Origin of the sequence: Microcoleus vaginatus HSN003 (assembly GCF_022701255.1) — a bacterium.
Classification (GTDB): domain Bacteria; phylum Cyanobacteriota; class Cyanobacteriia; order Cyanobacteriales; family Microcoleaceae; genus Microcoleus; species Microcoleus vaginatus_B.
Map to the genome: position 1 here is coordinate 1,396,638 of NZ_CP031705.1, position 17,712 is coordinate 1,414,349.

Genomic DNA, 17,712 nt, shown 5'->3' on the forward strand with positions numbered 1-17,712 from the left:
GATATGTGAAAATATACCCAGATCTGACAGATTTCTATTTTCCTGTTTTCTACCCTTCGATCTGTACGGAATGAACTTTACCATTCTTTACCGGATGATAATCAATCCCATTCCCGCTAATTTTGACGGTTATTAGTAGGATGAAGCTTTTCTAGAGACCGCTTAGTGGCACCCCTCTTCTCACTGTGTGATGTTTCCTATTTAAGTTTGTGATCTTAACAAATTTTTATTTTGATACAAATCGGCCGATCGAGTGACGCCGATCGCAAAAATTCAAAATCCCAAAATTATCACTCATAACATAGCTAAGAGTTTTCGAGTTTTTGCTCAAAAACTCCTTTTTCACAACACCTAGAGCCGCCCAGCGAAGTCTCTGGTTAAATTTATCCCACTTACCTGCTTACTTATTTTGTGCTTCCTCTTGGGCTTTATCGCTATTTTTGCGGTAAAGTGCCGTCCGGTTCTGAGCCGTTGTGTAGCGGGGGTGCTTGGAGGGCACGGCGGCCATCAAATCCGAAGCTTGCTGCCACTTAGCAGCTACGACTAACCAATCCTCGCGAGATTGAGCGGTTTTGCCCTCGGTGGCTGCTTGTTCGGCGACTCGCACTGCTTGGGAAAAAGAGTCAACAGCAGAATTAACAGTCTCCTTAGAAATTTTCAAAGCAGGCTTTGCCTCCGAAGGAGGGGCAGTTGCCACTGCTTGGGTGGTGGCTTGTGTGCTGTTTGGCACTTGGGAATTGAGTCCTTTGTGGATGGCGGCCGCTACGGCGAGCAACAGCACCGTCAAGCTGATGCCGCCGACGATACCGCGCTGAAATTGCCGCGGTTGCTGCATCGATCGAGATACAGCCATTCTCGGCAAAGCCCGCTTGCCGGAGAGAGCTTGTCGTTCCTGATGGGCGGTGGCTAAACGCTTGAACAAATTCGGTTTTCTGAGTTTAATTTCTTGAGACCACAGCAGTTGATTCTCCGAATCCCGGCTAATTTCTTCCAGCCACAGCAGTTGGTGTTCTCGGACAAGCCGGGTGTTGATGTTGACTCGGCGAATATTTTGGGGCGAAATGCGCTCCAAAATTTCTCGGACTCGATCAACCAAACTAAACTCTTCGAGCAGTTGGGGCGTTGCAGCTTCGCACAGCAGTTGCAGCACCCCGTCTGCAAACACAGCTCGGGCCCTGACCCCTACCTGTGCCAGTTCGTCATTAAGGATTTGAATAATCGATGCAACCGAGCCCTCGCGAGCTTGTCGAGCAATGTCATCTATTGGATTTGCCATAAAACTATCTTGACGCTTAGCAATCTGTTAATTGTTAACCCAAAGTCTCGGATCTAATTTTTACTCATACAGGTTATCACTGACACCGCCAGGTTAAAATGAACAGATGCAAATCTTGCATACCGATCCACTTAAAATTATCACCACAGCATCGAGCGAGGCTAACAGGAAATAAACTATGGGTAAAGTAATTAGCGGTCAAATTTTTGTTGTAGACGACAACATCGATACAGATCAAATTATCCCGGCCGAATACCTGACCCTGGTTCCCTCGAAGCCGGATGAGTACGAGAAACTAGGCAGTTACGCTATGATTGGCTTGCCCGATCGCTACGGTAAGTTTATCGAATCCGGTGAACAGAAAACCCGGTATCCGATTATCATAGCGGGCGAAAATTTTGGCTGCGGTTCTTCGCGAGAGCACGCTCCGATAGCTCTCGGGGCCGCCGGCGTCACAGCGGTGGTGGCTTTGTCTTACGCCCGCATTTTCTTTCGCAATTGCTCGGCTACTGGCGAATTGTACCCGATGGAATCAGTCGATCGGCTCTGCGACTTGTTTGCTACGGGCCAAGAAGTGACGATCGATTTTACAGCAGAGCAAATTATCAACCACACTCTCGATCGAACTTGCTCGCTCAAACCTTTAGGAGAAGTAGGGCCTGTAATCGATGCCGGAGGGTTGTTTGACTACGCGCGACAAACGGGAATGATTGCTGCTCGCTCTTAACTGTTAAACCCCCTGCAATGTAGGGTGTACCATTGGGCGCACCTTACGAATATCTCCCAGCTCAAACCGCTCCCATCTAGGGTGCGCGGAAATTTTCTCAAATCGACTCAATAAAATTCAATAAAATACGCTGGTGAGCAATGCCAAAAGGTCGCACATCTCCTGACTGCTCAGAATAGCATTTGCCAGCCCTAATCTGCTCGGGTGTCAACAACTTCATATCCCAACCTTCAAGCAAAACTAAATCCTTGACATCTGCACTAAGTTGTGAGTGAAAAACGTGGCGAACAACATCTTTTTCGACATCGCAACAGAAAAAAGAAACACTTGCAGGAGCATAGCCAATTTCCTCTGATAATTCCCGTACTACAGCAACTTCCGGTGTTTCCCCCGGTTCCAAGTGTCCTCCAAACAAAGCCCAATGTCCCGGATACCTGATATGAGGAATATCGTCTCGCAACTGGCAGAGAAACTTGCCGTCTTGGTACAAAATCGCGATCGCAACGTGAATTTTAGTCATGTGTTAGAAAGAAAAGAGAAGGAAAAAAGTGCTGTAGGAGCGGGTTCACCAACATCTGTAAAATTAACCAAAAATATAGGTAAACCCGCCCAGACCATAATATTATGGTTAATGAACTTTGAAGATAAATAAACAGATCCAAATCGCCCAAGCACAACTATAAACCTTTGATTTGTAGGAAATAGAATTACTTATTGAAATAAATTAGCAGCTTAGTATTTTTATTTATTAGCCGCTGGAGTGCGCTTTAATTGCTCCATTTCCTCAACATAAACTTCACCTAAATCCTTTCCTGCCAATTCCTTCAGAGTAATACTCTTGTAGCGGACTTCTCCCTTCAGCAACACTTCATCGCCAAGCTGGGGCAAATCTTGCGTGGTTAAAATCCAAATACTCCCAGTACCATCCTCAAGTTGATAAGCCGCATTCCCCACAAACGGAGCGCGATTTTCCACCTTTCCCCGGAGATAAACTTCAGCATCCACTTGCCGCTTTTGTTGAACGTCGCCAATGCTAGCCACATTAAAACCAAGATTAAGTTGAGACAGAGGTAAATTGCCACAACTGAAAAAACCGCTGGCGAGGATTAGCGATAAAGAGCCGGTGCAGAATCTTTGAACCCAAACTTGCTTAATTGCAGTAGTCATTGGTCAACTGATTTGAGATGTGAGATACGACTTACTTTAACAGAATCCCAAGAATCGATCGCAAGTAAGAAATTTCTCTAGTGTAGTCCTTGGCGGGGATTAAGCTAGAATCTAAAATCGTCCGCCCCTAACCCAGAGTCTACAATGGATGCCAAAACTGCTCAAATACTAGATGGCAAAGCTTTAGCGACAAAGATTCAAACCGAGCTGAGCGATCGAGTTCGCGCCCTACAACCCCAAAAGGGGCGTCCTCCCGGACTTGCGGTGCTGATGGTGGGCGACAACCCAGCTAGCGCAGCCTATGTTCGCAACAAAGAGCGAGCCTGCGCTAAAGTTGGCATAGCTTCCTTCGGCCAGCATTACCCCGCAAACGCTACTCAAGCCGAACTAGAACTTGCAATTCGTGCGCTCAACGAGGACGATCGAGTAGACGGCATTTTAGTTCAATTACCGCTACCAGAACACTTAGATGCAATTGGGCTGCTGTACCAAATTGCTCCCGACAAAGATGCTGACGGACTTCACCCTGTAAATTTAGGCCGTCTCGTGCGCGGGGAGCAAGGTTTGCGGAGTTGTACTCCCGCCGGAGTGATGCGGTTATTGCAGGAATACCAGATTGATTTAAAAGGAAAAAATGCCGTTGTTTTGGGACGGAGTATTTTGGTAGGTAAACCGATGGCGCTGATGCTGTTAGAAGCCGATTGTACTGTTACGGTAGCTCATTCGCGATCGCAAAACCTAGAATCGATTACAAATCAAGCCGATATTTTAATAGCCGCAGTCGGCCGCACAGAAATGATTACAGCTAATATGGTCAAACCTGGATCAGTAGTAATTGATGTCGGTATTAACCGCGTCGTCAATCCAGACGGTACGAGTCGTTTGGCCGGAGATGTGGATTTTAATGCTGTTAAAACAGTAGCCGAATTTATCACGCCGGTGCCGGGAGGAATCGGGCCGATGACTGTTGCTATGCTTTTGGAAAATACCGTTTCGAGTTACAGTATCAAGTAGTCATTAGCCATGACAAATAAACCTAACGTAGGGTGCGTCGCTGCTGAAATTTTCGATCGTATTTGAAGATTTGCGCTCGCGACGCACCCTACAGTTTGACAGCAACAACGCGAATTCGGCGATAATCTGCACTCCAATTACCATCGCGGTACAGCGCCGATCGCAAACGCTCTTCAACTGCGTTAATTACGTCCGATCGCACATCATCAGACAACCCCGACAAAAACCCGCCAGCAAACATTTCAATCCAATTTACCATACCCGCGCTGCCACCTTCTAGGGGAGTCGGTCGATCGAACAAAACCGCATAACCCACATCAAATCCCTGCTTTTCCAAAAGCCCAGCATACTCGCCAATACTCGGAAAATACCAAGGATTAAGCGATTCAGGCTCCTGGCAGCCAATTTCCGACAAAACACTCAAAAGCGCCCGGACGATCGCCCCCACGTTCCCTTTACCCCCAAACTCAGCCACAAAACGTCCTCCCGGCTTCAAAGCTTTTTCCACACAATTAATCACAGCATCCGGCTGTTTAATCCAGTGCAAAACCGCATTAGAAAACACCGCATCTAACGGCTCTTCTACTTGAAAACTCCTTGCATCTGCGGCAGCGAAGTTAATGTGAGGATAGTTAACTTTTGCCGTGGAAATCATCGACAAAGATGAATCAATACCTTGCACAAAAGCACCACTTTGAGCAATCTTTTCAGTTAACTGCCCCGTACCGCAGCCCAAATCCAGAATTTGTTCACCAGCCTTCGGAGCGAGTAACTCCACAATTGATTCACCGTACTGCCAAACAAAAGCATGATTTTTCTCATAAAGCACTGAATTCCAAAAATCTTGTGACATCTCTTCTCTCCTCTTCTATTCTCTTCGCGTTCTTCGCGCCTTTGCGGTTCGTTATTAAATCATTTGCCAGCAAGCAGATTAATTCCATCCCCATCAATACGGCAAACCCTAATATTTTCCAAAATGCGCGCTCCCTGCTTTTGGTAAAAAGCAATACCCGGCGCATTGGCAGTATTAACAGTCCATTCCATACGCCCGCAATTTGTGGACTCAGCAATTTGTGCCAAATACTTTAACAGCGCTGTACCGACTCCCATACCGCGCATAGGAGCTAGCACAAATAAATCATCAAGCCAAAGACACGGCTGCGTCAATAAACTTGAATAGGATGAATAGACAAGAGCAAATCCTACCGCTTTTCCCGCAACTTCAGCCAACAAAACCCGCACTAGCGGAGGCTGGCAAAGTAACGTTTGCTGCAATTTATCTGCTGTTGCTCCCAACAAATTTTTACATCCATCGAACTCGCTTTTTTGTGAAATAAAATCCACAATTAATTCCAAATCTGCCAGCTCTGCTTCTCTAATTTTGATATCCAAATTACCCATTGTTTAATTCTCAATTTCGCCTATTAATCACTGTATGAAATGTCTTCATAAATGTCCAATATATGTTTAACTAACAACTTATACTTTTAAAATATAAATGATTGGGGAGCTATGGAACTTCGGCATTTGCGTTATTTCATTGCAGTTGCAGAGGAATTGAATTTCACTCGTGCAGCCGAAAAACTGCATATTGCCCAACCTCCGCTGAGCCAACAAATCCAGCATTTAGAGGCAGAGTTGGGGTTTCAACTGTTTCGCCGCACCAAGCGGACGGTGCATTTAACGGCAGCGGGACAGGTTTTTTTCGAGGAAGCCGGGAAAATTCTGCAGCAAGTCGATCGAGCAATTCAACTCGGCCGACAAACCAGTCGGGGCGAACTCGGCCAACTGACGATCGGCTTTGTGAGTTCTGCTGCACACAACGTGGTTCCAGCCATTTTGCAGGCCTTTCGCACTCGGTGTCCCGCCGTCACGCTGGAACTGCACGAACTGACGACAAACGAACAGTTGCAGCGACTGCGGTTCGGGCAAATTGATATCGGCTTCGTGCGTCCTCCGGTTGAGGAAGATGGGATAAATTCTGAAATCGTTTTTCGAGAACCGCTGATCGTGGCACTTCCAGAAACGCATCCGGCGGCTGATCGCACGCATCTTGAATTACGCGAACTTTCCACCCAACCGTTCATTTTATTTCCGCGTTCCCAGGCTCCGGGATTGTACGATGCGATCGTCAGTCTTTGTCAGCAAGCCGGTTTTAGCCCTCGCGCGGCTCAAGAAGCAATTCAAATGCAAACCATTGTGAGTCTGGTAGCCGCCGAGATGGGAGTGGCGATCGTCCCGGCGTCGATGCAAAATTTCCAGCGCAGCGGCGTCGTTTACAAAGCGTTACCAGAATCAACCTGCATTGTGGCGATCGCTCTAATTTGGCGCAGCGATCCAACGGCTGCGGTGCAGCGGTTTTTGGAAGTCGCCAGACACATCAGCGGATTTCATATTTGAGATTGTAAATTTTAGATTGACTGGTAATTTGACAAAGTTATCAAAACTCAAAGATTTTCTGTGCAACAACACCCGTAGAATGATTAATTGGTGCTCGGAGTTCGAGCAACTACTGCCGTAAAAGTCGGCACGATGCGACCTGAACGGCTCACAATATCCCACATAACTATTCAGTACAAGAGAGCAAGGGATGGTATTGGCAACAGAAATGGGTTCGTCCCAACCGGAATCCTCTTTCGACTTATCTACTTATCTAGTCAATCGAAAAGAGGCGATCGAGGTAGCTCTCGACAGTGCACTCCCGGTCATCTACCCAGAGAAAATTTACGAAGCAATGCGCTACTCGCTGCTAGCGGGGGGCAAGCGCCTGCGTCCGATCCTGTGTCTGGCTAGCTGCGAACTGGCTGGCGGCACTACATCTATGGCAATTCCGACAGCTTGCGCTTTGGAAATGATCCACACGATGTCGCTGATTCACGACGATTTGCCGGCAATGGACAATGACGACTACCGGCGTGGCAAACTAACGAACCACAAAGTCTACGGCGAGGATATCGCCATTTTGGCTGGCGATGGTTTGCTGACCTATGCTTTTGAATTTATCGCTACTAAAACTGAGAACGTACCCCCCCAACAGGTGTTGCAGACGATCGCCCATTTAGCGCGGGCATCGGGTGCTGCTGGACTCGTAGGCGGTCAGGTGGTTGATTTGGAATCGGAAGGAAAGACAGATGTTTCTCTGGAAACTTTGAATTACATTCACGCTCACAAAACTGGGGCGCTGTTAGAAGCCTGCGTAGTTTGTGGGGCAATTCTGGCTGGGGCCTCGGCTGCGGATTTGCAGCGGCTGTCTCGTTTCGCTCAAAATATTGGGCTGGCTTTCCAGATCATTGACGACATTCTGGATATTACTGCTACCCAAGAAGAACTGGGCAAAACTGCTGGCAAAGATGTTCAAGCAGGAAAAGTCACTTATCCGAGTTTGTGGGGAATTGAGGAGTCTCGGCGCCAAGCTTCGCAGCTTGTTGCTGATGCTAAGGATCAATTGGCAGTGTTTGGGAGCAAAGCTCTACCGCTGCTGGCAATCGCCGATTTTATTACCAGCCGCAGTAACTAGAAATACCAAACACTATGCAGGAAATTTGCAGCGGCATCTTAAACAATCATGTACTCGTGGTTGCTTTGCTCGCTTGTCTGGCGGCTCAGATCATGAAGCTGCCGATCGAGTTGGTCAAAAATCGCAAGTTTAATCTTCGGTATTTGGTAACAACGGGGGGAATGCCCAGCGCTCACTCGTCTTTTGTGGGCGCTTTGGCTGCTGGAGTGGGACAAACGATGGGATGGGAAAGTCCGGATTTTGCGATCGCTGCGATCTTTGCAATTATTGTGATGTACGACGCAGCAGGCGTCCGCCAAGCAGCAGGCAAGCAAGCTCGCATCCTCAACCAAATTATTGATGAGTTTTTTGAGGAAGATCACAACCTTAATGAGGCTCGCCTGAAAGAGTTGCTGGGACACACTCCTTTTCAAGTGCTTGTAGGTTTGGGGCTGGGAATTACTATTGCTTGGATCGCAGGGCCTGCATATTAGTTAACTGTTAACTGTTAACTGTTGCCTGTTAACTAATGACTACTGACCGAATTCTGCTTGCAGAATATCGTCATTATCATCGGCGATAGTGGCGACAATAGTAATAACCCGAGAAATTTCCCCGGTCGAGATTTCCGCCATCGTCCGAGTCGATACTACGGCAACTTGATTATCAACAATCGCAAAATGAGATTCCAAAGTAGACAGCCAATTCATTTCTAGGATTTTCCGCATTAATTGAGCTTCATTCTTCGCTGGCAACTGCAGTACAAAAGCCCAAACAGTCAAAGTATCATCTTCGGTTTCGCCCGTAAGTTGCACGAACACTTCGACACTGCCGTACTTAAACTTCCAAAGATGTCCGCCAGCTTCACTTTGACCGACCATCACTTTTTGGTCTACAGCCATGCTGGCGATGACAGTTTCAATTTCTTCTGCATAGGTGACGGCTGTGGCTTTTTCGACCTGCTCGGAGGCGATCGCGCTTTCCCTCGATTGGCTTTCTGCGGAAGCTGTTTGTATGTTCGGCTCGCTGGTAGTCATGATTATATTTAGATGGAAAACTATTCCAATAATCAGTTTACTTGCTAAAGCTTAAAATTATGACTTTAAATAACTGGTTCCGAGGCTATGCCTGGGAACCAGTATATCTCGCTTGTTTGCGGAGGCAGGCGCAAGTTTGACTTGCAGAGCGGTTTCAACTAGGTGTGCGATCGTTTTTAAGCTTTGGGCTTAGTCGCCGGCTTCTTCTCAATGGTATTCAAGCCGTTGAGGAACATGGGCACCAATTTTTCCATAAATGCCTGCGGGTCGCGGTTCCAGGCGCGCTGAGCTACATCAACTCGGGTCATTTGTAGATCCGGGGCCAGCAGGGTTGCGGGCAAGCGTTCCATCAGGTATTGCGGGCGTTCCCACATCGGCATGGTGTTGGCAATGTCTACCAGGCGCGTGACGCGACGCAGTTCTGCCCCCAGCATGATATCCATTCCCGATTCAAATGCTGCTTGTTCGATCGCCACATACTTGCGCTTTGCCTGTTCCACCTTCTGGCGGTGTTCCGGGCTTTTGGCAGCTATGGAGCCGAGCCAGCGGTTGCCCCAGCGGACGTGACCAGCTTCTTCGGGAAAAATCTTTTCGATGGTTTCGCGGATTTTGATGTTTTCGTCGGTTTGGGGAGCCTGTTTGAGGGCGTGGATGTGGGCTGAGAAGTATTCGCAGCCCCGCTTTTCGGTGACATTGATTGCGGCTAAGGCTGCAATTATACCGTCATCGAGGTTACGGTATTGCTCTTTGTCCAGCAGGCGGTCAAATTCGTCAATGTAGGAGACTCCCGGCGGCGTTCCCACATTGTGGCCGATGTCTACCAGCAAGTCGGTGAGCCACATCGCGTGTCGCGCTTCGTCGGAAATGTGCCGGGAGAGGTCGCGCACGAGTTCGGCTGGTTCCCCGTCTAGCCGTTCGATCAGGTCGGTGAGGTCTTTGCAACTGCGCTGTTCGCTGTAGCGGTAGCGGTTGAGGGTGATCAAGTGAATTTCGCGATCGCGCACTACTTGAGCTAAAATTTCGCGCGCTCCCATTGCGTTGCGCGGCTTGCGGGGATAGGCAACTGTCATGCTTTTATGTTGTTATGTAAAGATACTTATATAAGTGTAACGCAGTTTTTTCGACAACAAATTACCTCGCAAGGGTGAAAGTTGTTGTGTGGGAGGATTAAGCCGTGGGGTCACTTTAGTCCTGGACGCACGGGTGGTCAGAAATCGTTTTTTTATTGAGCGAAGTTAATTTTTAATTAACCACATCCTAACATCCCCTTGATACCCCCTACTATAAACAGCCAAATCACCCCAAAAATTCCCAAAGCATGAAGATCTAGTGGTAGATGAATAAAACCAAAAATTCCCCCTGTTATCAATCCTACCCATGACAACCCTGCTAACATGGTTGATCCTATTACATAAATTGCCACAATCATCCCGCCAGTAACTGCGATAAGTAATGCAATTAAAATCCCTACGACTATCATTTGCATACCATTAGGGTCAGGGCAAAATGAAGCTTGAGCAATCAGCATTTGACCGAGATTTATTGTCAGAAATGAGAGCATAACTTTGGTGCCAATAATCTACAGTGTGGTTTTGTAAAGATACCTACATAACTGTAACACAGTTTTGGGCTTGCTAATTCACAAAGCAAGTTAGAAGTTTGTTGTCGATGCCCAATTCCCAATTCCCAATTCCCAATTCCCGTAGACTTTGATATCAAGTCTCAGTTGAGTCTGAAACCCCATCCTTAGCAGACTCTTGTTGAAATTTTCGCGCCTCTTCTACTTCCAACCTAGCCAGAGTTGTCGCCACATCCGCTAACTGTAAAGCCAGATTCATCCGACAAACCGGGTTTTTTTCCCTCCACAGGTCTTTTGCCAAGAAATGTACTCGATAGCGAAACATTTTAATTGAATTTGGCGGAGTAACTTTCACTGTCATAGTCTTTCTTCGGTTGAAGTTTGAATGCGGAGCAGCACCCGTTCTAGCTCCAAGTAAACAAATGTCAGCATGATTACTTTATCTTCATCGGTGATTGTAACACTACAGGTTGCCGATCGGGGTTCAACGCCTTCGTGCCTGACAACTACAGTATATTTTCCCTGCTTCAGGTTATCAAAATTCACATCTGCCTCAAACAGGTCAACTGTCTCCTCGGCCAGCACTCGTCCCTCCCGAGTCAGTAAAGTGACAAAGGCAATGCCGTCAACTGAAGTCATAGCATTATTACTCTGATTGCGGATCATCACAAAAATATCGGACATTGTTTGGTCATTGTTAATTGCTAATTGATAATTTAGAATGAGTGCAGCACCTCACAAACAAAGGAGGATAAATACAGTGAATCATTTCAAGCTTTTGCTAATTTTGACGGCTTTTGTAGCGGTTCTCGGTTTGGAAAAAAGTGGGGCGCTAGCTGCTGTCTGGAATATCTCTGAGACTGACCCTGGCTTGCAGCTTCACAGCCTGCAAATAGCAGAAAAGAGCGATCGCAATTTAAGCAACTCCAAAGGTACATTAAAAGAAGGCAGTGCCATCTCTATCGCTCCTGATGAAGTTATCGGCATACCAAAAGCTGAGGCGCGACAGCGTTTCATTCTGAATAAGATATATCGGGTTCAGGAAGGCACTACCGCTGACGATTTGTTTATTGTTGATGAGAAAGCAAATACATGGGCTGTAGAGGATGTCTCTGAGGCTACAAGGGGCCCTAATACCATTTTTTTAAAGATGTGATAGAGATAAAGAATGTAAAATCCAAGACCATCCGGTGAGAAAACCAATGACACGATCGGTGAAAGACACCAAAATTTCCTGGACTCTTATGCGGAGTTCGTCCAGATTACTAAACACTGACCAAGCTAAAAAATCTTTCAGATATTCCCACACTCTTTCTGTGGGGTTTACTTCCGGACAAGCGGGAGGCTGAAATAGTAAAATGATATTGTCTGGTAATTCAGATGAGCTTAAATTATGAGCTGGTGCGTTATCAACTTGAATGATGTGTAATTCATGAGGATATTGTATTGACAAAAGTTGTAAATATGCTTCAAAACAAACTTTGTCTAAATGCGAAAATTCCCAAAAAAAACTTTGTCCAGTAGCGCTCGATACTGCCCCATACAGCCAAAAACACTCAAATTTCCATTGATGCTTTCCTCGGGGCTTTACGCCTGAAAGCGTCAGCTTGCGCCGACGAATTGTATGCAGCCCTAGACGAGTTTCATCACTACACCAATAAGTGACTTTTTTATATTTGTTTACTTGAGGTAAAGCTTTGTGTAGTAAAGCTTTTATCTGTTGATGCAAGTTATTTTTAAATTCATTAATTGCCGTAGGTTTCTGAGAAATACTGCGAGGTCTTGGAATTGTTAATTTACTTTTTAATTCACCTCTCACTAAAGAATATACAGCCTGGTAACTACTGGCTATTCCTTTAATCAACCAGAGCCAGAGATGAACTTCTTGGTAACTCCGAAATCCTTCGGGGTCTCTCAATTCTTGTTGCAATGAAGCTGCTATTTCAACGGAGAACTTTTTTGGGCGGCCAAAAACCTGCCGATTTTTTAACAAATTTTCCAGACCTCCCTCTTTATATTGAGAGAGCCAGCGATGAATTGTTGCCTCACTTTTACCTAAAACTGCCGATACTTCCCGCACAGTTTATACTTGTTTAGACTGAAATTAATAAAGCATTTGGACTTTGTTATAAGCTAGGATTCTTTGCAAGTTGTTTAAGGATTCCTCGCAAATATTCTCCAGATTCGGTAATCTTTATATGAGGCCGACCAGACATTGTAATTCTCTCCTTTACTTTGAACACAAGTCTATCACATCTTTAAAAAAATGGTATTACCTGTTTTTCTTGCATCTGACTCTCGATCGCACGATCTCTTAACCCAGACCAGGTAATATGCGATCGATTATTCAGCAAGCCCTAAATAACAGTTGAGAATGTAATTTATGAATACTGATTTGTTTGGCAAAATTGCTAAAACCCTCAAACAGCAATTTCCGAATGCTAATGATGAAGTTCTGATGCAACAAGTGCGTGAGATGTATGAAGCTGAAATGCAAAGAAGGTCAACACTTTCTAAAGTTGAAAAGTTGCGCGCAGAATTTTCAGACAAACTTCCTTGAGAATTTCACTGGGAGAAACCGTCTGAGCGCGACGCTGAAGACACCATATTTACTGTGGTTGCGTAAGTCCTGTTTGCACAGGTTCTGTCGCTACGATCGCAGTATCCCTACTTTTGCTTACAATGAAGCTAATGTTCGTTGGAAATTCAACCGTTTGAATCAAAGGTGAACGAATGGCAAAGGTTATTGCAGTTACAGAAGCTATTAAAAGCCTTGCTGAGGCTGAATCAAGGTTGAATTTGAGGCGAACTGAGGATGAGGCTTTTTTTACAGAGTGGCAAACCCAATTGCCAAGTCTCAGCGATTCTGAACAGACTGCTTTGGATACGCTACGACGCAGATTGCCATATCATAGAGCCGATGGAGAGTTGTTAGAAGGGGCAGTGACATTGCTGGTGGCATCACCTTTGTTAGAACTGGCCGGATTCTACGATCCACCTTTGAGGATGAAGGCTGAAGCTGCGATGGCTACGCCCCGGCTTACGCCTACGAAATTGCGATCGATGATGGGGAAGAAACCCTGCGCGGACGAATTGATATCTTGATTTTGCAGAATCAGCTTTGGGTAATGGTTTTGGAGTCTAAGAAGACTACGATTTCCACGCGATCGGCATTACCCCAAGCATTAGCATACATGATGGGAAATCCTGATTTGGATAAACCGAGATTTGGTATGTTGACGAATGGCGATGATGTGTGGTTTGTGAAACTCAGGGCTCAACCTAAACCCGAATACGGCTTATCGCGGGCATTTTCGATTTATACTGTGCCAAGTGAATTGCGATCGGCTTTTCAAGTCTTGAAGCATTTAAGGCAAGGCATCACGGGCGTCTAAGTTACGGTGAAGGTATTGCTCATCGGCATAAAGACGTGCCATCGGCTACAAATCCTCGTCCATCACTTCATCGTTTTCCCGAATTTCTGTTTCAATTTCATCGGAAAAAGCTTCAGCATAAGCCCAAGCGTTAGCAATATCAGTAGCAGATAGCAATCGATAGCTTGTGAGTAAGTCAGCTTCGCTATAGCCAATGCGACGAGCTTCTACAAGTCCCCAAACAGTGATGCGAGTTCCAGCAATGCAAGCACTCCCGCCACAGACATCAGGCGTTTTTTCAATACCGCGCCAAGGAGTGATTTTGCCTTGAGTGAGGAGTTGAACGACTTGAGCTTTTTCGTCGTCAGAGAGTGCCAGGAGTTGAGGCTCTAATTCTTTCAGCGTCATGACAAACAATGGAATTGCGACTACCGATCATTCTATCGAACCGATCGCCCCATTTACGCGATCGCCCATAGCCACTTCTAGTAATTTGGGTGAAGCGCGACAATGTAGGCAATGGTTGTATAAATTACACTGTATGGGCGATCGCATATTGCTTCAACACAGGTGAAATCGTGTAAAAATTTGCTTGTTGTTCTATCAAGCAGCGCCGCGATAGAGATTGCAGCGCATTTAGCAAATCTGAAGCTGGAATTCGGTCATTTTCTAGCAATTTTGCCCGGTTGATTGGCTGGCTTTCTTTCGTTAACAATGAGATTACTTGTTTTTCTAGTTCGGATAGGCGATCGAACTGCTGCTGTAAAATATCTTTCAAATCTTCGGGCAACAATATGGTATCATTTGGCAATAACTCTGTCACGCCTCCTCCCAAGTCTTGAATCAGATTAGCCACGCTTTTTAACCATAGGGGGTTGCCTTGGTAGCGATGAATGAGTGCTTCAGTGTTGTCGCTTTCTTCTAACCCATAATCTCTCAGAATTTCCTGTCCGGCGGCGATGTCTAAACCTTTGAGGTGTAAGGTACGAATGGAAGTATTTTGGTTTTTAACTTGAGTCACTTCTCTCGGTTGTTCCCAACCGATTAAGAGAAAGCAGCTTTGATGGGATAATTTTTCTATTTGTTTGAATAAAGAGCGATATTCTTCGCATTCAGGTTTGTATTTTCCTGCAAATTCCCCGCTACAGAAAAGGTTGTGAACGTCATCTAAGACTATTAAACAGCGATGGTTTTGTAAATACTTAATCAGCGGTAAGCGTTTCTGGTTGGTTGGGGATGAATCTTGTTTTTCTGAATTTGAAAAAAGCTGTATTAGGTTAGATTGAAATTTTTCTATGGTGGGGAATTCGTCTAGTGTGTACCAAACTGCGTAGTCAAACTCGTCTTTAATTTGTTGTACGAGTTGCACTGCTAAGCTGGTTTTGCCGATGCCACTGATGCCGGTGAGGGTTATGAGGCGACAGCGTTGTTGTAGAATCCAGGTGGTGAGGGTGTGGAGTTCGAGGGGGCGATCGTAGAAATCACCCAACTCCGGCATTTCGCTTAAATCTTGATATAGAGTTTTAGTTGGTTTTGAGTTAGATGTTTCCTGATTTGGTGGCTGTGAGTTTGGTATACTTGGCGGGTGTCTACCTTCTCCACAGGTGTTAAAACTACCTTTCACTACAATGTCTTTTGCAAAGTTTAAAATATTAGAGTTTTGCAACCTCTCCATTGTGGAGCGAAAATTCGATTTACTGACATCTTCTCCTAACTCCTCTGAAAGTATCTGCCATAATTCCGAGCCGATTTCCCTGATGCGACTTTCAGAACAGTTAAAATCTTTAGCTATTTCTTTGTATGTCTCGCGTTGTAGAGTTCCCCGCAGTACCGCTTCCTGTAAATCGTCAAGGTGCTGACCTGTTTTCTCCAAAACTATGCGATCGGCGACATTTAACATTTCTTTAAGATTCATCTGGCAGGGAGATGCGAGAGTTTTGTGTATTGTAGCTCACAAATGCCAACATTTTCGTACATTTTCGTACATTGTTGTACAAACTTAGATTAAAGTTAAAGTAAAAGCGAGGGAGAATTGGCGGCAAAATAGAACATTTTTGGGCTAGACAAACGTTGAATTTCTTAAGGATAATGGAACAAGTATTAAAAGGATAAATTGATTTATGAATTGGGAAGATTTTGCCAGTAAAGCAGGTGAAGAACTTGTAGAAAATGTTGTAGAAAAAACTATGGGAATTAATGGAAATACAGTCAAAACAGTCAAAGCGGTTGCAGAAACTGGTGCTGCGGTAGGTGCGGCTGCCAGTGCTGCTACAGGGTTGACTGTTGCAGCAACTTCAGGAGCAGGAATTACTTCTGGTTTAGCTGCGGCAGGTGGTGTGGTTGGTGGTGGCATGGCGGCGGCTCCTGCGGTATTAGCAGCAGGCCCAGCTTATCTTGGGGCAAAAATAATGAATGAAACTTTGTTCAAAGAGCAATCGAACTTGTCTGAGGAAGAGAATGATGCTCGTGCAGCGGCAAGAACAGCTACAAACATTGGGGCTGCTGCTGGTCTAGTTGGTGCTGGTGCTGTAACGGTAGCTGGCGGTGCTTCGGGTGCTGCAATTATGGGCACTCTTGCTGGTATCGGTGGTGCTGTCGGGGGAGGTGCAATTGCTGGTACTGCCATAGTTGCTGCTGCACCTGTTGCTGCGGCGGCTGCTATTGGATACGGAATATATAAACTTTTTGGAGGTAAAGGGTAAAGATAGTTAGTTCAGTTTGAATTTGAAGGTCTAATTAATCTGAAGTTTAGCGGAGCACTTAATTATGATGGATGAGATAGTCAATAAGTTAGCTGGTCTAGGAGTTGCTGGTTTAGTCTTAGTGGGGCTTGTTGCAACCTCTTCTTATGCAGGAGCCGTAGCAATTACAACTTCGTTAGCTTTTTTAGGTGGTCCTTTTGGGATGATTGGTGGCGCAGTTGCTCTCACCTTGATTGCAGGCGTTTCAAGCATGATTGCAAAGGTTGGGGTTGAGACTCTAGCAAAGGCTGTAGTTCAGGAGCTTAAAAAGAGTGGCAGATCTGAGACTTCTATCATTCAAGAAATCAATAATTTTCCAATGATTACTCAAGGTCTACGTTCCCAACTACGTGAATATGTCCGCCTAGTATAAAAGGAATAAGTGTGATTGCTGCTCTCCATTAGTGTGAGCGCCTTTTTTTGTAGGTTGGGTTGACGCTGGTGTCACCCAACCTCTTTTTCTACTTACAATCTTATCCATTTCCACCATTTGAAAGTGCGCTGATTGCACGGAGGGCGATCGCCTCACCAATCATAAAGAGCGATCGCCCCTCCCACCAAATACCAAACAATCCGATGATTGTACGGATAGGGATGCTTGAGTAAACAAAAGATCGATCGCCCTATGGACAAAGATTTCTGCTAAAGTATAGCGCGTACTTAAATCAAACAGTCTACACTTGTGGAAAGAATTCCAAACGAGGCCTTAGTAGTTCGTGGCGGTCGCAATCGCCCAGAAGATATTAAACGCAGCACGGCAACTCACCCCAGCGGCATCACGGGAATTTCTGTAGAATGTGCAGTAGGATTGTCTGTAGCAGAATTAGCAGCAACAATTCCGCACGGACAAGTTGGTGTGACGACAGTAAGTGATGTTCGATCGTCCGATGGAGATGTCATCCGTACTTCTGGTAGAAGCCCAAATCATGCAACATTAACTGGCTTAACACCAGAAAAAGCAAGTCTGCTGCTGACACCAACGATTCCTAATCCATCACAACAATCATAGTGAGTTGAGCAAAAATATGAAATATCCCAGAATCTTTGCAGACTTTCATAATGCGGATGAACAAGGTCGCCTCCGCCTAAATTGCGTTGGTACGATTGAAGATTTGAGTCGCCAAAATATTAAGTTGGAAGATGGCAAATTTTTAGCCTTGTATGACGAAGAGTTAGAAGTCGATGGCGTAGTGCAATATTCAGAAGAGGAAAGTCTGTGGGTTGCAGTAATTGATTGGAAGCAAATTAGGCAAGTAGAGGATATGCTTGTTCAAGCAACAGTCTAGTGAGATCGCTGGCCA

The 17,712-nt window shown here is 45.6% G+C and carries 25 protein-coding genes and 1 pseudogene; 13 read left to right on the plus strand and 13 right to left on the minus strand.

Annotated elements, in window-relative coordinates; all coding sequences use genetic code 11:
* Positions 1-400: 400 nt before the first annotated feature.
* Positions 401-1,276: a hypothetical protein gene (locus tag D0A37_RS05835; protein WP_242722179.1), complete on the minus strand. Its 876-nt coding sequence runs from the start codon at positions 1,274-1,276 to the stop codon at positions 401-403.
* Between the two features lie 178 nt (positions 1,277-1,454).
* Between D0A37_RS05835 and D0A37_RS05840 the strand changes: the two genes are divergently transcribed.
* Entirely contained in the window at positions 1,455-2,003 is a 549-nt protein-coding gene (locus D0A37_RS05840; protein WP_242722182.1) for a LeuD/DmdB family oxidoreductase small subunit, read from the plus strand.
* Positions 2,004-2,100: 97 nt separating this feature from the next.
* Here D0A37_RS05840 and D0A37_RS05845 read toward each other — a convergent pair whose 3' ends face one another.
* Both D0A37_RS05845 and D0A37_RS05850 read right to left on the minus strand, forming a co-directional pair.
* Positions 2,101-2,523, minus strand: a complete 423-nt coding sequence (locus D0A37_RS05845) for an NUDIX hydrolase (protein ID WP_242722184.1) — start codon at positions 2,521-2,523, stop codon at positions 2,101-2,103.
* 221 nt (positions 2,524-2,744) lie between these two features.
* Positions 2,745-3,170: a DNA-binding protein gene (locus D0A37_RS05850; protein WP_242722186.1), complete on the minus strand. Its 426-nt coding sequence runs from the start codon at positions 3,168-3,170 to the stop codon at positions 2,745-2,747.
* A gap of 144 nt (positions 3,171-3,314) precedes the next feature.
* Between D0A37_RS05850 and folD the strand changes: the two genes are divergently transcribed.
* Entirely contained in the window at positions 3,315-4,184 is an 870-nt protein-coding gene (gene folD / locus D0A37_RS05855; protein ID WP_242722188.1) for a bifunctional methylenetetrahydrofolate dehydrogenase/methenyltetrahydrofolate cyclohydrolase FolD, read from the plus strand.
* A gap of 88 nt (positions 4,185-4,272) precedes the next feature.
* On the opposite strand, the gene D0A37_RS05860 is transcribed toward folD, so the two are convergent.
* Together D0A37_RS05860 and D0A37_RS05865 are read right to left on the minus strand one after the other, a co-directional pair.
* The gene (locus D0A37_RS05860) at positions 4,273-5,037 is read right to left on the minus strand and encodes a class I SAM-dependent methyltransferase (protein ID WP_242722190.1); all 765 of its coding nucleotides are present in this window, start codon (positions 5,035-5,037) and stop codon (positions 4,273-4,275) included.
* Between the two features lie 59 nt (positions 5,038-5,096).
* The gene (locus D0A37_RS05865) at positions 5,097-5,585 is read right to left on the minus strand and encodes a GNAT family N-acetyltransferase (RefSeq protein WP_242722192.1); all 489 of its coding nucleotides are present in this window, start codon (positions 5,583-5,585) and stop codon (positions 5,097-5,099) included.
* A gap of 111 nt (positions 5,586-5,696) precedes the next feature.
* Between D0A37_RS05865 and D0A37_RS05870 the strand changes: the two genes are divergently transcribed.
* The 3 genes from D0A37_RS05870 to D0A37_RS05880 all read left to right on the plus strand — a co-directional run bounded on the left by D0A37_RS05870 (position 5,697) and on the right by D0A37_RS05880 (position 8,174).
* Positions 5,697-6,584, plus strand: coding sequence for a LysR family transcriptional regulator (locus tag D0A37_RS05870; protein ID WP_242722194.1), 888 nt, complete (start codon positions 5,697-5,699; stop codon positions 6,582-6,584).
* A 190-nt stretch (positions 6,585-6,774) separates the two neighbouring features.
* The gene (gene crtE, locus D0A37_RS05875) at positions 6,775-7,701 is read left to right on the plus strand and encodes a geranylgeranyl diphosphate synthase CrtE (protein ID WP_242722196.1); all 927 of its coding nucleotides are present in this window, start codon (positions 6,775-6,777) and stop codon (positions 7,699-7,701) included.
* Positions 7,702-7,715: 14 nt separating this feature from the next.
* The gene (locus D0A37_RS05880) at positions 7,716-8,174 is read left to right on the plus strand and encodes a divergent PAP2 family protein (RefSeq protein WP_242722198.1); all 459 of its coding nucleotides are present in this window, start codon (positions 7,716-7,718) and stop codon (positions 8,172-8,174) included.
* Positions 8,175-8,213: 39 nt separating this feature from the next.
* Here D0A37_RS05880 and D0A37_RS05885 read toward each other — a convergent pair whose 3' ends face one another.
* The 5 genes from D0A37_RS05885 to D0A37_RS05905 form a co-directional block, all read right to left on the minus strand.
* Complete coding sequence (locus D0A37_RS05885; protein ID WP_242722201.1) at positions 8,214-8,717, minus strand: YbjN domain-containing protein; 504 nt, start codon at positions 8,715-8,717, stop codon at positions 8,214-8,216.
* A gap of 176 nt (positions 8,718-8,893) precedes the next feature.
* A complete protein-coding gene (locus D0A37_RS05890; protein ID WP_242722203.1) occupies positions 8,894-9,787 on the minus strand; it encodes a ferritin-like domain-containing protein in 894 nt (297 codons plus the stop codon).
* A 176-nt stretch (positions 9,788-9,963) separates the two neighbouring features.
* Entirely contained in the window at positions 9,964-10,245 is a 282-nt protein-coding gene (locus D0A37_RS05895) for a hypothetical protein (protein WP_242722205.1), read from the minus strand.
* Between the two features lie 187 nt (positions 10,246-10,432).
* Positions 10,433-10,657 (minus strand): hypothetical protein, encoded by a 225-nt coding sequence (locus D0A37_RS05900; protein ID WP_242722207.1) that lies wholly within the window; start codon positions 10,655-10,657, stop codon positions 10,433-10,435.
* Positions 10,654-10,980, minus strand: coding sequence for a hypothetical protein (locus tag D0A37_RS05905; protein WP_242722209.1), 327 nt, complete (start codon positions 10,978-10,980; stop codon positions 10,654-10,656). The genes D0A37_RS05900 and D0A37_RS05905 overlap by 4 nt, the downstream gene beginning before the upstream one ends.
* A gap of 76 nt (positions 10,981-11,056) precedes the next feature.
* On the opposite strand from D0A37_RS05905, the gene D0A37_RS05910 reads away from it, so the two are divergent.
* Positions 11,057-11,452, plus strand: coding sequence for a hypothetical protein (locus tag D0A37_RS05910; protein WP_242722211.1), 396 nt, complete (start codon positions 11,057-11,059; stop codon positions 11,450-11,452).
* On the opposite strand, the pseudogene D0A37_RS05915 reads toward D0A37_RS05910, so the two are convergent.
* Positions 11,441-12,512 (minus strand): annotated as a pseudogene (locus D0A37_RS05915) (IS630 family transposase). The gene D0A37_RS05910 and the pseudogene D0A37_RS05915 overlap by 12 nt on opposite strands.
* A 167-nt stretch (positions 12,513-12,679) precedes the next feature.
* Between D0A37_RS05915 and D0A37_RS05920 the strand changes: the two are divergent.
* From D0A37_RS05920 to D0A37_RS05930, 3 genes are all read left to right on the plus strand, one after another.
* Positions 12,680-12,856 carry a hypothetical protein gene (locus tag D0A37_RS05920; RefSeq protein WP_242722213.1) on the plus strand — a complete coding sequence of 59 codons (177 nt, stop codon included), beginning with the start codon at positions 12,680-12,682 and terminating at the stop codon, positions 12,854-12,856.
* 173 nt (positions 12,857-13,029) lie between these two features.
* On the plus strand, positions 13,030-13,401 hold the full coding sequence (locus D0A37_RS05925; RefSeq protein ID WP_242722215.1) for a hypothetical protein: 372 nt from the start codon (positions 13,030-13,032) through the stop codon (positions 13,399-13,401).
* The gene (locus tag D0A37_RS05930) at positions 13,398-13,691 is read left to right on the plus strand and encodes a type I restriction endonuclease (RefSeq protein WP_242722216.1); all 294 of its coding nucleotides are present in this window, start codon (positions 13,398-13,400) and stop codon (positions 13,689-13,691) included. Before D0A37_RS05925 ends, D0A37_RS05930 begins: the two co-directional genes overlap by 4 nt.
* Positions 13,692-13,736: 45 nt before the next feature.
* Here the strand turns inward: D0A37_RS05930 and D0A37_RS05935 are convergent, their stop codons facing one another.
* On the minus strand, positions 13,737-14,078 hold the full coding sequence (locus D0A37_RS05935) for a DUF433 domain-containing protein (protein WP_242722218.1): 342 nt from the start codon (positions 14,076-14,078) through the stop codon (positions 13,737-13,739).
* Positions 14,079-14,202: 124 nt separating this feature from the next.
* Positions 14,203-15,585, minus strand: coding sequence for a helix-turn-helix domain-containing protein (locus tag D0A37_RS05940; protein WP_242722220.1), 1,383 nt, complete (start codon positions 15,583-15,585; stop codon positions 14,203-14,205).
* A gap of 205 nt (positions 15,586-15,790) precedes the next feature.
* Here D0A37_RS05940 and D0A37_RS05945 point away from each other — a divergent pair, with 205 nt between their 5' ends.
* The 4 genes from D0A37_RS05945 (at position 15,791) to D0A37_RS05960 (ending at position 17,697) form a co-directional block, all read left to right on the plus strand.
* A complete protein-coding gene (locus D0A37_RS05945; RefSeq protein WP_242722222.1) occupies positions 15,791-16,372 on the plus strand; it encodes an RNA polymerase subunit sigma-24 in 582 nt (193 codons plus the stop codon).
* Positions 16,373-16,436: 64 nt separating this feature from the next.
* Positions 16,437-16,784: a hypothetical protein gene (locus D0A37_RS05950; protein WP_242722225.1), complete on the plus strand. Its 348-nt coding sequence runs from the start codon at positions 16,437-16,439 to the stop codon at positions 16,782-16,784.
* Positions 16,785-17,093: 309 nt separating this feature from the next.
* The gene (locus D0A37_RS05955) at positions 17,094-17,420 is read left to right on the plus strand and encodes a flavoredoxin (RefSeq protein ID WP_242722227.1); all 327 of its coding nucleotides are present in this window, start codon (positions 17,094-17,096) and stop codon (positions 17,418-17,420) included.
* Between the two features lie 16 nt (positions 17,421-17,436).
* Positions 17,437-17,697: a hypothetical protein gene (locus D0A37_RS05960; RefSeq protein WP_242722229.1), complete on the plus strand. Its 261-nt coding sequence runs from the start codon at positions 17,437-17,439 to the stop codon at positions 17,695-17,697.
* Positions 17,698-17,712: the final 15 nt, after the last annotated feature.

Coding starts and splice junctions, on each gene's coding strand:
- D0A37_RS05870 (WP_242722194.1), top strand. CDS start 5,697: ATGGAACTTCGGCATTTGCGTTATTTCATTGCAGTTGCAGAGGAATTG.
- D0A37_RS05845 (WP_242722184.1), bottom strand. CDS start 2,523: ATGACTAAAATTCACGTTGCGATCGCGATTTTGTACCAAGACGGCAAG.
- D0A37_RS05880 (WP_242722198.1), top strand. CDS start 7,716: ATGCAGGAAATTTGCAGCGGCATCTTAAACAATCATGTACTCGTGGTT.
- D0A37_RS05905 (WP_242722209.1), bottom strand. CDS start 10,980: ATGTCCGATATTTTTGTGATGATCCGCAATCAGAGTAATAATGCTATG.
- D0A37_RS05935 (WP_242722218.1), bottom strand. CDS start 14,078: ATGACGCTGAAAGAATTAGAGCCTCAACTCCTGGCACTCTCTGACGAC.
- D0A37_RS05960 (WP_242722229.1), top strand. CDS start 17,437: ATGAAATATCCCAGAATCTTTGCAGACTTTCATAATGCGGATGAACAA.
- D0A37_RS05950 (WP_242722225.1), top strand. CDS start 16,437: ATGATGGATGAGATAGTCAATAAGTTAGCTGGTCTAGGAGTTGCTGGT.
- D0A37_RS05885 (WP_242722201.1), bottom strand. CDS start 8,717: ATGACTACCAGCGAGCCGAACATACAAACAGCTTCCGCAGAAAGCCAA.
- crtE (WP_242722196.1), top strand. CDS start 6,775: ATGGTATTGGCAACAGAAATGGGTTCGTCCCAACCGGAATCCTCTTTC.
- folD (WP_242722188.1), top strand. CDS start 3,315: ATGGATGCCAAAACTGCTCAAATACTAGATGGCAAAGCTTTAGCGACA.
- D0A37_RS05835 (WP_242722179.1), bottom strand. CDS start 1,276: ATGGCAAATCCAATAGATGACATTGCTCGACAAGCTCGCGAGGGCTCG.
- D0A37_RS05940 (WP_242722220.1), bottom strand. CDS start 15,585: ATGAATCTTAAAGAAATGTTAAATGTCGCCGATCGCATAGTTTTGGAG.
- D0A37_RS05900 (WP_242722207.1), bottom strand. CDS start 10,657: ATGACAGTGAAAGTTACTCCGCCAAATTCAATTAAAATGTTTCGCTAT.
- D0A37_RS05860 (WP_242722190.1), bottom strand. CDS start 5,037: ATGTCACAAGATTTTTGGAATTCAGTGCTTTATGAGAAAAATCATGCT.
- D0A37_RS05890 (WP_242722203.1), bottom strand. CDS start 9,787: ATGACAGTTGCCTATCCCCGCAAGCCGCGCAACGCAATGGGAGCGCGC.
- D0A37_RS05865 (WP_242722192.1), bottom strand. CDS start 5,585: ATGGGTAATTTGGATATCAAAATTAGAGAAGCAGAGCTGGCAGATTTG.
- D0A37_RS05925 (WP_242722215.1), top strand. CDS start 13,030: ATGGCAAAGGTTATTGCAGTTACAGAAGCTATTAAAAGCCTTGCTGAG.
- D0A37_RS05895 (WP_242722205.1), bottom strand. CDS start 10,245: ATGCTGATTGCTCAAGCTTCATTTTGCCCTGACCCTAATGGTATGCAA.
- D0A37_RS05850 (WP_242722186.1), bottom strand. CDS start 3,170: ATGACTACTGCAATTAAGCAAGTTTGGGTTCAAAGATTCTGCACCGGC.
- D0A37_RS05920 (WP_242722213.1), top strand. CDS start 12,680: ATGAATACTGATTTGTTTGGCAAAATTGCTAAAACCCTCAAACAGCAA.
- D0A37_RS05945 (WP_242722222.1), top strand. CDS start 15,791: ATGAATTGGGAAGATTTTGCCAGTAAAGCAGGTGAAGAACTTGTAGAA.
- D0A37_RS05840 (WP_242722182.1), top strand. CDS start 1,455: ATGGGTAAAGTAATTAGCGGTCAAATTTTTGTTGTAGACGACAACATC.